The sequence below is a fragment of the Acetobacterium carbinolicum genome (genome assembly GCF_047456275.1).
GTDB lineage: Bacteria > Bacillota > Clostridia > Eubacteriales > Eubacteriaceae > Acetobacterium > Acetobacterium carbinolicum.
In genome coordinates, this window is record NZ_CP173357.1 from 3,985,662 (window position 1) to 3,999,009 (window position 13,348).

Annotated in this window: 17 protein-coding genes and 2 pseudogenes; 7 read left to right on the forward strand and 12 right to left on the reverse strand. The window is 41.5% G+C overall.

Annotation, left to right across the window (positions count from 1 at the left end; genetic code table 11):
- Positions 1-6: 6 nt before the first annotated feature.
- The 6 genes from ACIZ62_RS18490 to ACIZ62_RS18515 all read right to left on the reverse strand — a co-directional run bounded on the left by ACIZ62_RS18490 (position 7) and on the right by ACIZ62_RS18515 (position 4,564).
- The gene (locus ACIZ62_RS18490) at positions 7-948 is read right to left on the reverse strand and encodes an ABC transporter substrate-binding protein (protein WP_414150887.1); all 942 of its coding nucleotides are present in this window, start codon (positions 946-948) and stop codon (positions 7-9) included.
- Between the two features lie 76 nt (positions 949-1,024).
- Positions 1,025-1,840, reverse strand: coding sequence for an ABC transporter substrate-binding protein (locus tag ACIZ62_RS18495; RefSeq protein ID WP_414150888.1), 816 nt, complete (start codon positions 1,838-1,840; stop codon positions 1,025-1,027).
- On the reverse strand, positions 1,821-1,943 hold the full coding sequence (locus tag ACIZ62_RS18500) for a hypothetical protein (protein ID WP_414150889.1): 123 nt from the start codon (positions 1,941-1,943) through the stop codon (positions 1,821-1,823). Before ACIZ62_RS18500 ends, ACIZ62_RS18495 begins: the two co-directional genes overlap by 20 nt.
- 19 nt (positions 1,944-1,962) lie before the next feature.
- Entirely contained in the window at positions 1,963-2,766 is an 804-nt protein-coding gene (locus ACIZ62_RS18505; RefSeq protein WP_414150890.1) for an ABC transporter ATP-binding protein, read from the reverse strand.
- A gap of 165 nt (positions 2,767-2,931) precedes the next feature.
- Positions 2,932-3,270 carry an ArsR/SmtB family transcription factor gene (locus tag ACIZ62_RS18510; RefSeq protein ID WP_414150891.1) on the reverse strand — a complete coding sequence of 113 codons (339 nt, stop codon included), beginning with the start codon at positions 3,268-3,270 and terminating at the stop codon, positions 2,932-2,934.
- Between the two features lie 100 nt (positions 3,271-3,370).
- Positions 3,371-4,564, reverse strand: coding sequence for an IS3 family transposase (locus ACIZ62_RS18515; RefSeq protein WP_414150892.1), 1,194 nt, complete (start codon positions 4,562-4,564; stop codon positions 3,371-3,373).
- A 157-nt stretch (positions 4,565-4,721) separates the two neighbouring features.
- Here ACIZ62_RS18515 and ACIZ62_RS18520 point away from each other — a divergent pair, with 157 nt between their 5' ends.
- The 3 genes from ACIZ62_RS18520 to ACIZ62_RS18530 all read left to right on the forward strand — a co-directional run bounded on the left by ACIZ62_RS18520 (position 4,722) and on the right by ACIZ62_RS18530 (position 7,457).
- A complete protein-coding gene (locus ACIZ62_RS18520) occupies positions 4,722-5,258 on the forward strand; it encodes a transposase (protein WP_414150291.1) in 537 nt (178 codons plus the stop codon).
- Positions 5,259-5,404: 146 nt separating this feature from the next.
- Positions 5,405-6,664, forward strand: a complete 1,260-nt coding sequence (locus tag ACIZ62_RS18525; RefSeq protein ID WP_414150292.1) for a DDE-type integrase/transposase/recombinase — start codon at positions 5,405-5,407, stop codon at positions 6,662-6,664.
- Positions 6,657-7,457 carry an ExeA family protein gene (locus ACIZ62_RS18530; RefSeq protein ID WP_414150293.1) on the forward strand — a complete coding sequence of 267 codons (801 nt, stop codon included), beginning with the start codon at positions 6,657-6,659 and terminating at the stop codon, positions 7,455-7,457. Before ACIZ62_RS18525 ends, ACIZ62_RS18530 begins: the two co-directional genes overlap by 8 nt.
- 77 nt (positions 7,458-7,534) lie before the next feature.
- On the opposite strand, the gene ACIZ62_RS18535 is transcribed toward ACIZ62_RS18530, so the two are convergent.
- Positions 7,535-7,909, reverse strand: a complete 375-nt coding sequence (locus ACIZ62_RS18535) for a hypothetical protein (protein ID WP_414150893.1) — start codon at positions 7,907-7,909, stop codon at positions 7,535-7,537.
- Positions 7,878-8,081 carry a hypothetical protein gene (locus ACIZ62_RS18540; protein ID WP_414150894.1) on the reverse strand — a complete coding sequence of 68 codons (204 nt, stop codon included), beginning with the start codon at positions 8,079-8,081 and terminating at the stop codon, positions 7,878-7,880. The genes ACIZ62_RS18535 and ACIZ62_RS18540 overlap by 32 nt, the downstream gene beginning before the upstream one ends.
- 532 nt (positions 8,082-8,613) lie before the next feature.
- Here ACIZ62_RS18540 and ACIZ62_RS18545 point away from each other — a divergent pair.
- Positions 8,614-9,468: an EFR1 family ferrodoxin gene (locus ACIZ62_RS18545; protein ID WP_414150895.1), complete on the forward strand. Its 855-nt coding sequence runs from the start codon at positions 8,614-8,616 to the stop codon at positions 9,466-9,468.
- Positions 9,469-9,483: 15 nt separating this feature from the next.
- Positions 9,484-9,930, forward strand: coding sequence for a MarR family transcriptional regulator (locus ACIZ62_RS18550; RefSeq protein ID WP_414150896.1), 447 nt, complete (start codon positions 9,484-9,486; stop codon positions 9,928-9,930).
- 241 nt (positions 9,931-10,171) lie between these two features.
- Here the strand turns inward: ACIZ62_RS18550 and ACIZ62_RS18555 are convergent, their stop codons facing one another.
- Together ACIZ62_RS18555 and ACIZ62_RS18560 are read right to left on the reverse strand one after the other, a co-directional pair.
- Complete coding sequence (locus ACIZ62_RS18555) at positions 10,172-10,426, reverse strand: DUF6429 family protein (protein WP_414151877.1); 255 nt, start codon at positions 10,424-10,426, stop codon at positions 10,172-10,174.
- Between the two features lie 15 nt (positions 10,427-10,441).
- A pseudogene (locus ACIZ62_RS18560) lies at positions 10,442-10,516 on the reverse strand (hypothetical protein); the annotation flags it as partial.
- A 256-nt stretch (positions 10,517-10,772) separates the two neighbouring features.
- On the opposite strand from ACIZ62_RS18560, the pseudogene ACIZ62_RS18565 reads away from it, so the two are divergent.
- Positions 10,773-10,856: pseudogene (locus tag ACIZ62_RS18565) on the forward strand (peptidoglycan-binding domain-containing protein); the annotation flags it as partial.
- A gap of 30 nt (positions 10,857-10,886) precedes the next feature.
- Positions 10,887-11,558: a glycoside hydrolase domain-containing protein gene (locus ACIZ62_RS18570; RefSeq protein ID WP_414151878.1), complete on the forward strand. Its 672-nt coding sequence runs from the start codon at positions 10,887-10,889 to the stop codon at positions 11,556-11,558.
- Between the two features lie 108 nt (positions 11,559-11,666).
- Here ACIZ62_RS18570 and ACIZ62_RS18575 read toward each other — a convergent pair whose 3' ends face one another.
- Positions 11,667-12,254, reverse strand: coding sequence for a hypothetical protein (locus ACIZ62_RS18575; RefSeq protein ID WP_414150897.1), 588 nt, complete (start codon positions 12,252-12,254; stop codon positions 11,667-11,669).
- On the reverse strand, positions 12,244-12,885 hold the full coding sequence (locus tag ACIZ62_RS18580; protein ID WP_414150898.1) for a hypothetical protein: 642 nt from the start codon (positions 12,883-12,885) through the stop codon (positions 12,244-12,246). The genes ACIZ62_RS18575 and ACIZ62_RS18580 overlap by 11 nt, the downstream gene beginning before the upstream one ends.
- Between the last annotated feature and the right edge of the window lie 463 nt (positions 12,886-13,348).

Genomic DNA, 13,348 nt, shown 5'->3' on the forward strand with positions numbered 1-13,348 from the left:
CTTAGTTTATTGGGCTTTTTCCAGCAGCGCATTGGCCGTCAAAGTCAGCATTTCTTCCGGAGTTGCCCGGTTTGGATTGGCCTTAAAGGGTAATACGACCACATTTTTATTTTTTACGGCGCTTAATTCAGCCCATTTTTGATCCTCCATAAAGCTTTGTTTCATCTGTTTATTGGCTTCCTGATCATTACTCTGAGCCACCAGATAAATTACATCTGGATTAGCCGTGGCAATCGCTTCGACATCAAAGACGACAAAAGAAGATTTCTTGGCATTGGGCAAATTCTCCGGCACCACATTTTCGAGACCCATTAACGTCAGCATGGAGCCATAGGAGGTAGCCGTCTGTGCTGCCATAACCGTATCACCCGTTTGAAGCATAATACCAGTTGTTAATCCGGTTGCTGCCACTTTTTCTGCAATGACCGCCGCATCATCCATAACTTTTTGTACATAGGCTTCGCCTTCTGCTTCACGGTTCAGAACCTTACCCAGGTAAGCCGTGATATCCACAACGGGAATGTCACCCACTGCATCGGGATCAAAAAAATAAACCACAGCACCGGATTTTTCCAGTTCTTCCTGTTGGGCAGCGTGGAATCGACTGCTGGCAATAATCAGGTCCGGTTTGAGCTCGTATATCGCTTCCATATTAACGGTTTTCGACTGGCCAACCGATGGCAAAGCCATTCCCGCTTCGGTAATCTTATATTCCTCCACCTTGCCAATGGGCTCCAGGCCCAGGTTATACACAGCATTCATGGCCGAAGAGACCAGGCAGAGTATCCGCTGGGGATTCTCATGAATGGTGACTTCCCGTCCCAATTCATCGGTGACTACCCCACTCTTTTCAGGCTCTGTTTCTTCTTTAGCTGTGGATTGCGTACAACCGGACAACACCGTCACCATCAAAACTGCAACCATCAATAGTCCTAATAGCTTTTTCATTTTCATTTCCTCACTTTCTTATTTCAACCCATTTACCACTTCTATCATCCCCATCGGTGAGAATAGCCAGCGCTGATCATCGGCTGACACCGTTTTCTTTTTCATAAGCGGCAACCTCGCCAATGTAAGCGGACCACCCCTCCCAGTTCTTAAGCTGGCCATCATAGCGAATCATTTCACCCATGACTGCCTCCGGGTTGGAGGTGAAAAACCCCTGATTTCCAATGTAATCCTGAATCTCCTTTTCCAGGACCAGCGCAGCCAGCTTAAGCAGTCTGGCATCACTGCCTTTTTTAAACGCCAACTCCTGCGGAAGCAGAATCGTACCTTCCCGAGCCGGATTGATTTCCACACCCCGGCCCTTGGACATCATCGAAAAACCAGCATTGGTAATGGACAGATCATATTCTCCGGCTGCTACTGCTTTGGTTACTTCGGCGGGGGAAAAACGCCGTTCAAATCCCTGAAAGGTCGAAAAGTAATCCGGGTGATTCTTAAGGATATGGGCACCGGCAGCCACTGTGATATGCTTGCTGTTATCCGGTACAATCACTTTAAGATTCTCCTGGAACAAATCCGTCCAGGCTTGATCAAACCGGGATTGATCAACCTGATTGCTATTGTAACTCATTACAATGGCAACCACTGCCCCCGGATAAAAATAGCCTTGCGGATCTCTGAGCGTTTCAAGTTCCGGTCGTATTGGAAAGCGCTTTTCCAATTCTCCGGCCAGTGACTCAAAATAAGTCCCCATGGCCGTATTTCCCAAAGCTGAAAACTCGCCAGCATGGGTTATAACCAAATCCGGCAGACAATCCTTTTCGATACAGTTTAACAACCAGCTTTCATTTTCACCACAACCCGTTTCATAATCATGCGGTGAACTGACCATAATTTTCGTTTAGTTCCTGCTCAATCTCCTTCAGATGTTCTTTGATATACTCTGTAATCCGTCCCCGACTGTTTACCGGGGTGTGAATCATAAAATTCAACATTTTTCTTTCCTCCTCATATTTAGTGTTTATGTAATCCCCGACCGCATTTTCGGCAGCCTTCAGGAATAACAATCGCTTTTTCCAGGGGATGAAACCGGCAGACCTTAGCCGGAATTTCAAACACATCACGAATGGATTTCTCAGTAATCACCTGATCACAGGTACCATAGTTATAGATTTGTCCGTCTTTCATCATATATACCAGATCGGATACTTCAATGGCATGGTTGATATCGTGAAAAACCGAAATTACCGTTTTCCCACAGTCTTCTTTTAAACTGAGAATGGTGTCTAAAAGACCCCATTGGTGTTTTAAATCCATGTAGGTCACCGGCTCATCCAGTAAAATAAAAGGTGTATCCTGGGCCAGAATCATGGCAATCCAAACCCGCTGCCTTTCGCCACCAGAAAGCTGGTTAACCAAGCGATTTTTAAATCCTTCGACCCCCATATATGCCATGGCCCAGTTGATTTTCTCGCGGTCTTCCGGGGTGCTAAACCAGCCTGAACGATGGTAAGGGGATCGGCCCATAGAAATTAGTTCATAAACCGATAAAGAAGTAAGGCTTTCCTGAAATTGTGGCAGAAAGGCAATTTTTTGGGCGATTTCCCGACTGGAGCATTGACTGATGGGTTTGCCATCCAGCAATACCGAAGGGCCAATTGTGGGGAGCAATCCACTAAGACAGCGCAGTAGGGTTGATTTTCCCGAACCATTGGGGCCAATCAGCGAAATGATCTGCTTTTTTTGAGCTTCAAAACTGACCTCATTCAAAATCGTTTTCGCACCATAGCCAAAATTTAATTGATTCACCTGTATCATTTTAACCTCCCGAATTCTGTTGCTTTTTCGAATAACCCCTAAATAGGAAAACTTTCCTAACCCTGTTTGTCATTTTGACTAACTTTATCGTCAAAATAGATGCGCCTTACTTTGTTATAATTCGCTAACTAGCTGCGCAAATAAAAAGGCCTTTCGACCTTTCTGCTACTCGTTTTTTACTCGACAATTCTTCTGTTCGGCGGGTTCGCATCCCCCGTGTCCTGGAGCACATGCTGTTTCTTCTATTTCCGACAATTTAAAAATTTCACTGGACAAACGCTTTAAAACATCCCGGTTTACATGATAATGAACGTAATACCCCTTGCGCTCACCCGTTAATAGCCCTGCCTCACGCAAAACTTTTAAGTGCTGAGAAATAGCCGCCTCAGTAATTTTTAAACGGCGGGACAATGCTCTGACACAGTAATTATGCTGTAACAGCAACTCAATAATCTTCATTCGTGACTCATCAGCAATGGCTTTGAGAACATTTTGACTGTTCAATCGTTCAACTCCTCTGTTATTGTTAGTATTATAATACTTTAATCGAATCAAGTCAATGCTTAATCAGATAATGGGGGTGCGGACATTTTTTTGGACTTATTCATGCCGTTAAACCTATACTGCGTCTATAAGCTAAGGGGCTCATTCCCCCTAGCGATATCTTGATTCGATTCTCATTATACCACCTAAGATAGCTGCCAAGTTTATCAATAAATTCAGCAATGGAAACATTTTTCCACGTTCGACAATAAAGCATCTCGACTTTGAGTCTCCCAAAAAAACCTTCGCATGCAGAATTATCTGGCGAGCAGCCCTTCCTGGACATGGATCTGATTAATTTAGCATTCTCCATTTTTGATATCCAACCCGGCCAGCGATAGTGGCAGCCTCTGTCGGAGTGAACAACTGGGTGCTCGCCATCTGTAAGATTCGATATAGCGTCATCCAGCATCGTATTCACTAATTCTACATTCGGGCTGGTTCCTATCGTCCAGCTAACGGCCATTCCGTCAAAACAGTCTATTATCGGCGAGAGATATATCTTACCAGCTGGTATATGAAATTCCGTGAGGTCGGTCAGCCATTTTGTGTTTGGCGTGGTCGCATGGAAGTCACGTGCAATTATGTTTTTTACAGCAGGGCTTATCTCACCTTTGTATGAACTGTATTTTCGCTTTTTCTTGCATGGTGCCACAAGCTGTTCCTCTTTCATGATTCGTCGAACTACCTTTTCTGAGATCATCTTGCCCTTACTTTTAAGTTCTAAATACAATCGTCTATATCCATAGCAGCTGTGATTTTCAACAAAAATCGCTTTCATATTTAATCGCAAACTTGCGTATTTGTCAGGCCGCTTTTGAGCTGTCTTTTGATAGAAATAGCTGCTTTTAGAAATATCTGTCATTCTAAGAAGGTCTTTTAGTGGATATTTCGTCCTCAGGGCATCGATCAGGAAAGCTTTCTCTATATTCTTCAGATTTTTTTGATCGATGCCCTGGTCTTTTTTTATGATTTCTGTCGCTTTGTTTAGTATATCAAGTTCCATTTGTTTTCTGTATATTTTATTTTTTAGTGCCTCAACTTCTGTTAAAAGTTCATCCCTGTCATCAGAAAGCAACGTTTGTTTGGACGTTTTCATAGTTTTCGCATTTTCCTGCCCGAGCAGATCTTTTTTCCAGTTATACAGGTTGCATCGACTGGTTCCCAGTTTATCGTCAACAGCAGCTGCAGATTCTTCCCTGGCGCACAACTCAATGACCGCATTTTTCTTCTGCTCTTTGGAAAATTGTAACACAGAACTACGCCTGATATGTACTTTTCTCTCGCCGGTGTTAATTAGCAAATTATAGGAGTCCCAAAAGTCCTGATTTAATCAAATTATTCCAGCTAAACCCGGCTTTTCAATTATGGTATAATGATTAATCATTAGTCACTTTAAGGAAGCACAAACCATGGTTTATCTGGAACACTTTTCTGACCACCCGCTGGATTATATCAACGAATTCTACACCGCTGAAAAAGTTCGCATCGACAGCTGTCCTCATTGTCATTCGTGCAGGCGGCTTCATCTTCATGGTATCTATCACCGGCATGTGATCTGGTATGAGGATGTCTTCGCCATTCCGGTCCAACGCCATTACTGTATTCATTGCGGCAAGACAGTGAGTATTCTGCCTTCTTTTTGCCATCCCGGGTTTCAGCTGGCCCTTCCATTTCTGCTGGAACTGCTTTGGGCCTTTTTAAACAGGATTCCTTCAGCCTGCGCTTTAGCGCATCAGCATCGGCACTTTATCACCCGGCGTTTCCTTTTTTGTCTGAACCGGCTGATTGAGTATTTTCGCATCTGTCATGATCCTTTAATCGTCTTTCCTGATTTTGGGCATAAAAAAGCCATAAAGCTTCTTGAAATGGTCTACTCGGTGGGGAAGCCCCACATCTTCGGCAAAAGATATCACGATCATTTTAAGATAGGATTTATGGCACTTTAATTGTACCATCCTTCCCTATTTTTTTGAAGAACTATTTGTCCCACAGAGCTTTTGCTTTGCCTTTTATCGATTGATCCGTTATTCTCTGATTATCTGGTTTTATGGATCCTTAAAACCTCAACTCATTAAAATCGGAGGTTTTTACAATGACTGAAAAAGACAAAGAATTGATTGCTTTATTTCGCTATGGCCTGATTGCGCCGTTACTTACGGATACCATCACGAACCACACGGCTTATCTGGATGAGGTCAGTGCCAAAACCCATGATGTCCCGCATTATGGCATCCGCACCTACAACCGTAAAACCCTGCTGGAATGGCACCGTTTGTACCGGCGCCATGGTTTTGATGCGCTTAAGCCCAAGGTTCGGACGGACAAGGGTTCGTCCCGGGCGTTACCGGCAGAATCGGCCAGACTACTCCTTACGCTGCGAACGGAAAACATCCATTTATCAGTGAAGTTGTTCCATGAGTGGCTCATTCATGAAGGCCACTTCACCAGCTCTGACTGTTCCTATTCGACGGTGTATCGGCTGCTCAAAAAACATCAACTGTTAAAGCCATCCCAGGCGGATACATCTGACCGCCGCCGGTTTGCCCATATTGATATCAACACCCTATGGCAGACCGATGTTTCCCATGGCCCGTATCTGACTCTTAACGGTAAAAAACGCAAAACCTATCTGATCGCTTTTATCGATGATGCTTCCCGGCGGATTACCGGGGCTCAGTTCATGCTGGCTGAGAAGAATGAAGATCTCCTTCATGTCCTTAAATCGGCTTTACTTACCTGTGGTAAGCCCACCATGCTTTATGCGGATAATGGCAAGATTTTCCGTTCCCACCAACTGAATACTTCCTGTGCCACCCTGGGTATTGCCTTGGTCAACACCAAGCCTTATGATCCCAAAAGCAAGGGCAAAATCGAGCGCTTTTTCAAAACCGTCCGCAGCCGTTTCTATCCACTTTTGACGGATGCTGACTTGATGGATCTGGAGGTCCTCAACCAACGCTTTGAGGCCTGGCTGGCTCGGGATTATCATCATAAGGTTCATTCGAGTCTCAATGAAGCGCCGATGGTCTTTTATATGCGGGGGAGTGACCGGATTAAGCATTTCTCTGATCCCCGAATTATTGATGAAGCCTTTCTGATCCGGGTGACCAGAAAGGTCAAGTCGGATGCCACCATTTCGCTGCACAACGCCCTTTTCGAAGCGTCGCCGATGTTTATTGGTAAGAGCGTGGATATCCGTTATCCCAATGAATATCCGGATGAAATCTATATTTATGAAAACAGTGTCCGGATTCTTACCTGCAAAAAAGTCATCATGACGGACAACGCCATTGCCAAACGCAATAACAATGCTATCAGCTACAGCGCGTTAGGCGGTGTTCCTCATGTATAAATCATTTTTCGGGTTCCAGCAGGCGCCCTTTGACAAGGGCATTGATTCATCGATGCTCTTTCAATCTGAAGCTTACAAGGAAGTTTTAGCCCGACTGGATTATCTCAAAACCACCCGCGGTTTTGGTCTGATTACTGGGGACCCCGGGGTTGGTAAAACATCGACCCTGCGGGTCTTTGCCGACAGTTTGAATCCGTCGTTATATAAGGTCATGTATTTCCCGATGTCTTCCGGGACAACCATGGATTTTTACCGGGGTCTGGCGTTTTCGCTTGGGGAACAGCCAAAATTTCGAAAAGTGGAGCTGTTTTTTCAGATTCAGAACGCCATTACGGATCTTTATGATAAACGCCGCATCACGCCGGTCTTTATCCTGGATGAGATGCAGTCGGCTTCAGCCCAGTTTCTTCACGATCTGAGCATCATTTTTAACTTTGACATGGATAAACGTAATCCTTTTATTCTGATTCTCACCGGTTTACCGACGCTGGCCAACCGACTGGCCTTAAACCAGAACCGGTCGCTTGATCAGCGGCTGGTGACCCGGTTTCATTTCTCGCCGCTTACACCGGATGAGGTTCGGGATTATATCAAACACCGGTTTAAGCATGCCGGTGTTTCACGGAATCTGATCAACGAGAATGCTTATGAAGCCATTTCATCATCCACTGGTGGTTATCCGCGATTAGTCGGTAATCTGGTTACCCAGTGTCTGATTCTTGCCTTTCAAAAACAAACAGATCTTATTGATGAAGAGATTGTTTTTGCCGCTTCTGCGGATGCTGGGATTTAACGCCTGACGGCGTTATTTCCCTTTTTTTCTGGAGAAATAAAGCGTGATTATGTGATTAAAAAACTGAAACACACTTTTTAACCCGCCATTATTTTCACAGTCTTTCGAACATTTCGATCCGTTTTATTGTGATTAAACCAGTCCGAAATAATGTGAAAATTTACACCGGGAGCCAATTCGTCAATCCATCCCGAAAGTGTTTCTCTCATCGGAAATCCAACCGCCTTTATCGTTCGAGTAATACTTCGCCCATGTTCCAGGTAGTAATTAACAGCAGTATTCATCTGATAAAGGGTATAAGTGGAATTCTTGTCATAACGCTCGTGCAATTTACCTGTTTCCTTATTTTCTTTATACCATCGCACCAGCATCTTGCGATCTGGATATCCCAATTCTCGCACTGTGTCAGCAGCACTTTGATCATATTTGATGTAAAGTTCTACTGCTTTCATTCGTTCTTCGTATGAATACATAGTCTTCAACACCATCCATCATTTCACAGGAAGACACAGCACCCTCGCCTATTTCGTTTTCCATAATATAAGCCTGAAAAATGTCTTTTCCGTCATCGCTTTTTATGACAGAAGTCGATTTACTCATTTTAATTTGTTCGATTCCTGCCATAAAATCACCTCTCCGCATGCATACTATTGTTAATATCATCTAACTTATTTGTTATAGTATACCATAAATTACGCACGCGCTACTCCAATTCATTTACGAAGGCTCCATTTTGTTGGCAAATTTGTGGATGCGAGAAAAATATTCTCTTAGATGATATTTGCAGTAAACTTTCTGTTTACCAAGTATTTTTCTGGGGGATGTTTTGATCTTCAAGCAACAATCATCTATGCATCTGTCTTTGCTTGTTTACCTGGGTTTCATTCCTCACTACATGTATCTATGGCACATGCATTCAGCTCAGCCGCTTCCACGTCAATGCCGAACCCTTCACCATTTCCTCATTCATCATTTAATCCTTACCTTTCTTTTTGAAAAGTGCTAAAAAGCACGAAGCTAACTTAGCTTGTCACGCAGTCTGATATTTTGCAATAAAATATCCTAACATAATATTTTAGCAACTAAAAGATATTGACAAAATGCGTTTTTGGTATTATATTTTAGTTACTAAAACAAAATGAAAGGAGTGATTATAATGTTAGCTTTAGATAAGCGCAATCCGAGTCCTTTTAAAATTGCGCTCATATATTTTTCCGCAACCGGAAACACAAAGAAGATCGCGGATACGATAGAAAGCGGTTTAGAGAATCAGAATATTTCCGTTACGAAGATTGATATCACGTCTTATGAAAGCAGAAAAAAGCAACTACCGCTCAGCCAATATGACGCAGTTATATTCGGATTTCCGATCTATTCATTAAGAGCGCCTCGCGTCTGCAGGCAGTGGCTTGAACAACTCGACGGAAACGGAAAGAAATGCTCGGTATTTTTCACCTTTGGCGGTTTCGGAAAAGACCCTGCCCATTATTACATGAAAGAGTTGCTGGAAAAACGCTGCTTCACGCCTGTATCCACCGCTGAATTTCTGGGCGTCCATACATTCAACCGCTGCGGCTGGCAGGCGGCCGAAGGACGCCCAAACCAATCAGATTTTGAAGCTGCGGAAGAATATGCACAAAAAACGCTGAGAAGATTCACCGGCGAAGATCCAAATGTAATCAGTACTTTTGATAAACCTATGTATTCTTCTGAACAGTTGGATATGGCCGAAAAATTCAGATTTCAATTGATAACACAGCTTCCGAGCAGGGAAACCCTGAGTTGTTCCATGTGCATGTTGTGTGAAAAACTCTGCCCGACAAATGCTATGGACGCCGAAAAAGGGATTGCAGACCCCGCCTTCTGTATAGCCTGCTTCAGATGCATGGCAAACTGCCCGGACGGGGTTTTGCATACAAACGATATATCTGACACATGGGATAACAAGCTGAAAATGCACACTACAACAAAAGAAGAAATCAATCAGATGGAAAGCAAAATATATCTGTAATACGGAGCTGTGAAAATGGATGATTATCAAAAGATAATGGAAAGAATGGCAGCCCTACAATATAAGATCAATTCTAACGATAAAAAGCCCAAAAACTTTGGAACTTCTGAGCTGTTGCACCAATCTGAAATTCACTTTATTGACGCCATAGGGATTGACCGTGAAGTAAACGCTTCACAATTATCCAATAAACTGCACATCTCAAACGGAGCTATAACTCAGGTTGCTGATAAGCTGCTAAAGAAAAAACTCATAGAAAAATATAAGATAGAAACCAATAAGAAGGAAGTTTTTTTCAGGCTAACCGAACAAGGGAAAGTGGCCTATGAAAGCCATAAAGAATTTCACCAGGACCTGTGCAAAAATATAATTGCTTATTTGAATGATCTAAATCCGGATCAAATCGAAGGAATATTGGGTTTTATCGCTGTATCAGATGAAAGCCTTCCTGACCTTTCATAAGGCCATGAAGATTTAGCAGTCACGATAACCGCTATTCTTTTCAAATTTACGGCAATGTGATTTCAACACACTATCCGCCTTCCTATACGGCGATCAAATTATGGCAATGCGTTGTCGGTTAGTATGCCTTACTGTGCCGAATATGCCTGTGGTTATGCTTTAATTTCACACGATCTTAAAAAGAAAGGCTATCAAAAGGATTTGATCAGACCATCGTTTAGGGGCCGTTTCGTTTGTCATGCTATTTCCAATCTAATATATTATATTTATTCAATAAGCTTTGCAATAATTTAATCCCCGCTTCAGTAATTGCTACCGACTTGGAACGATGATTACCCTGTCTTATATAATCTTCCTCATCAATAACATCAAAATCATATCCTTTCCAACTGATATCCAATTTCGAGCCAAAGCGATCACTTTCATTAAAGCGTGTTAAATACATCAACACCATCGTCAATTCTTTAATTGCGTTCTCCGGGTTTGTCTTGTTCATCTCAAATTTCTCCTTAAAAATCAAATTTACCAGCTCTTTAGAATAAACTTTTGGCAGTCTCTCCTTTGTCACTGTTGCTGTATTTTCCATCAGTCTATTGATTTCATTTACAAATATCAACGTTTCAATCGCGATTTCTTCGATGCCCCTGAGGATAAATAAAATCCATTCTTCCCAGTTTTCTTTTCTTCAACGCCTAGACCCTTCATTATTCCTATTATAAGAGTAGCTCTTCCCCATTGCAATAAACATGGGTAATTATTTCGCTTTTTTACCTATGTTTTTCTGATATGGGTAATTCGTTCCTATATTCATGTGGAAGGCACTGTAAGATTTTGATGGTGGTTTTGGCTATGGGGTAGAAAACAAAGTGATGGCGTTCCAGGAAATGATGGCCCTGGATACCGACGGAATCGTGGGTCTGTCAACATGGGCAGCATTGCTGGTTAGTAAAGGAAATGTGAATCGAAGCGCAAATGCTGTTGATACAACCGATCGGATTTCACCGGCAAGAGCCAGTTATTTAAAAGATACGGGTATCAACTATGTGGGACGTTATCTGAGCGGCTACTGGCCAGTGACATTGACAGAACTTGACAGTATCTTGGCAGCCGGACTTCATTTTATTCCAATCTTTGAGCGATCTGGAAGTGATGAGAATGCGGAGTATGTCACTGAAATCGGATATTTCACCAGTGTCCAAGGAACAAAAGACGCTTTGTATGCCATTGAAAAAGTGGATCGACTGGGATTGCCGAGAGCAACAATTATTTATTTTGCCGTCGACTTTGATGTATATGATTATGAAGTCGACTCTAATATTATCCCATATTTCAATGTATTAAAGACAGCACTGAGTCAAAATTCGGATTACCAAGCTGGAATTTACGCATCAAGAAGCGCATGTAAAAAGGTTACCAATGCAGGCCATACGGTCGCCAGTTATGTATGCGACATGTCCAATAGCATGAATGCGAGTAATAAAATGATTTTTGGAGATTCTGGAACCTTGCAACCAGTAGTTTCAATTGCCAATACGGTTGAACATGGTTCAATGACCGTTGCTTTTAAAATTGATGATACCGGCAATCTGCAAGTTGACCTTCAGGTTGAGCTATTGCTGGCTTATTAGCATTATTAGGTTTTGCATCAGGTCAGGAGTAGTGATTTTTAATTTGAGAAGTATTTAAAACAAAATTAAGGAACTATTGTTGAGAATACAATCGTTCCTTTTACTGTTTTAACTAATTTTTGACGAATGATTACACTTCTCATTTATGAATTGCCCAAATAGTTCTGAATTACCTTGGAGAAATTGAGCTTTTCTAACAAGAAAAACCATTTTTGTGGAATTGGAGACAAGAATGAAGTGATCATTTTTTTTAGAAAAATATTGAATATCAGAATAGGTGTGATTTATAATATCGGAATATTCAAAGTGATCCGAATAAAAGGTTAGATTACCTGAGATATGTCCTTTTTTTATGGTTTTGATTCGTTCCGAGTCTTCAGCAGTTCTCCTCATTTTTAGTAGAATAAGTTGCATTGGTGCAATATGGTATTGATTACCAATGGTTTTATTTTGTAGAGTGTAGGGAAGACTTAAAGTGTGAATCGCCATGCTTAACGCAAGTATACCAATAAGTATACGAAAAAAGATATTTAAATTATCTAAAATAATGAGTGATGGAAAAATACAAATGAATAAACATAAAAAAATGATAACACGCCACTTTTTGTAGGGTGTTCCTTCTAATACATACTCTTTGGCGGCATTAAAAAGTTCTTCTTTTGTACAATCAATTTCAACGATAAATTCAGGTTCCATTTTTATCCTCCCGATTAGCTTGATCTCTTTGCCCCGGGCGGGCAGCCTGATATTTTTCATCCAAAAATGTTCGAAATTCTTCTGGGGTTCCTTTCAGGAAAAGGTTTTTCTTAATGAGAAAGACCATTTTATGTTCATGAGCAAAGATAATAAAATGATCATCTTTTTCGTATACAAAGTGAATGAGATAGGTATTGTTCAGCAGGTCCGAGTATTCAAAGTGGTCGGAATAAAAAATCAGAGTACCTGAAATATGCCCCGTTTTTATGGTTTTTAACCGCTCCAAATCTTCAGGACTACCATTTTTTTTTAACATTAGTAGTTTTTTTAGACTAATATTATATTGCGTTGCAATGGTGCAATATTGCCAAATATAAGGAAGACTGAAAAAGTAAAGAGTCACGATCAGAAAATATAGAGGGATGCAAAAACGAAGAAAAGCGTTAATATAGTGAGGAAAAAAAGACGGAAAAAACAGAAAAAAAAGTGATGGAAAAAAACCGACAATAAAACAGAAAATAACGACTTTACTTGCGGTAGGATAAGAAGTTGACTCATACCGATAATCATAGCAGGCCTTAAACAACTCTTCTTTTGTACAATCTATTTCAACGATAAATTCAGGTTCCATCGTTTATCTCCTTTAACGTTAGTTTCCAAAGCTCTGAAAGACCGTGCCAAGAGCATTGAAAATTTATGAATACTTGAATGAAGCGGTTAATACAACAATTTTATCATTCATTATTGCGAAATACAAATTGGATACGATAAAATAAAAATTGTGAAAATTTCAATCTCAACTGTCCGACTATTTCATAAAAGACCGGTTAAGCGACTTGATTCATATGTTCTCCGTTACCATAAACTGAAAGGATGAGCATGTTACACTGTTAGAGTTACTCCAAAAATCCCAAAAGCCGATGAACTTGCCGGTCCAGAAATTGATGGCTATAATGACCATAAGAAATCGAGAGAAGGAAAATGCCACTAAAAGATGCACGCTTCACCAGCTAATTATCTCTTAGTAGCACAACAAACGAAACGTCCGGGACCTGTGAAAAAGTCGAAAAAATCAGCTCAGTATGAAAAGATTC

Coding starts and splice junctions, on each gene's coding strand:
- ACIZ62_RS18490 (WP_414150887.1), bottom strand. CDS start 948: ATGAAAAAGCTATTAGGACTATTGATGGTTGCAGTTTTGATGGTGACG.
- ACIZ62_RS18495 (WP_414150888.1), bottom strand. CDS start 1,840: ATGGTCAGTTCACCGCATGATTATGAAACGGGTTGTGGTGAAAATGAA.
- ACIZ62_RS18500 (WP_414150889.1), bottom strand. CDS start 1,943: ATGTTGAATTTTATGATTCACACCCCGGTAAACAGTCGGGGACGGATT.
- ACIZ62_RS18505 (WP_414150890.1), bottom strand. CDS start 2,766: ATGATACAGGTGAATCAATTAAATTTTGGCTATGGTGCGAAAACGATT.
- ACIZ62_RS18520 (WP_414150291.1), top strand. CDS start 4,722: ATGGTTTATCTGGAACACTTTTCTGACCACCCGCTGGATTATATCAAC.
- ACIZ62_RS18525 (WP_414150292.1), top strand. CDS start 5,405: ATGACTGAAAAAGACAAAGAATTGATTGCTTTATTTCGCTATGGCCTG.
- ACIZ62_RS18530 (WP_414150293.1), top strand. CDS start 6,657: ATGTATAAATCATTTTTCGGGTTCCAGCAGGCGCCCTTTGACAAGGGC.
- ACIZ62_RS18535 (WP_414150893.1), bottom strand. CDS start 7,909: ATGAAAGCAGTAGAACTTTACATCAAATATGATCAAAGTGCTGCTGAC.
- ACIZ62_RS18540 (WP_414150894.1), bottom strand. CDS start 8,081: ATGGCAGGAATCGAACAAATTAAAATGAGTAAATCGACTTCTGTCATA.
- ACIZ62_RS18545 (WP_414150895.1), top strand. CDS start 8,614: ATGTTAGCTTTAGATAAGCGCAATCCGAGTCCTTTTAAAATTGCGCTC.
- ACIZ62_RS18550 (WP_414150896.1), top strand. CDS start 9,484: ATGGATGATTATCAAAAGATAATGGAAAGAATGGCAGCCCTACAATAT.
- ACIZ62_RS18555 (WP_414151877.1), bottom strand. CDS start 10,426: ATGAACAAGACAAACCCGGAGAACGCAATTAAAGAATTGACGATGGTG.
- ACIZ62_RS18575 (WP_414150897.1), bottom strand. CDS start 12,254: ATGGAACCTGAATTTATCGTTGAAATTGATTGTACAAAAGAAGAACTT.
- ACIZ62_RS18580 (WP_414150898.1), bottom strand. CDS start 12,885: ATGGAACCTGAATTTATCGTTGAAATAGATTGTACAAAAGAAGAGTTG.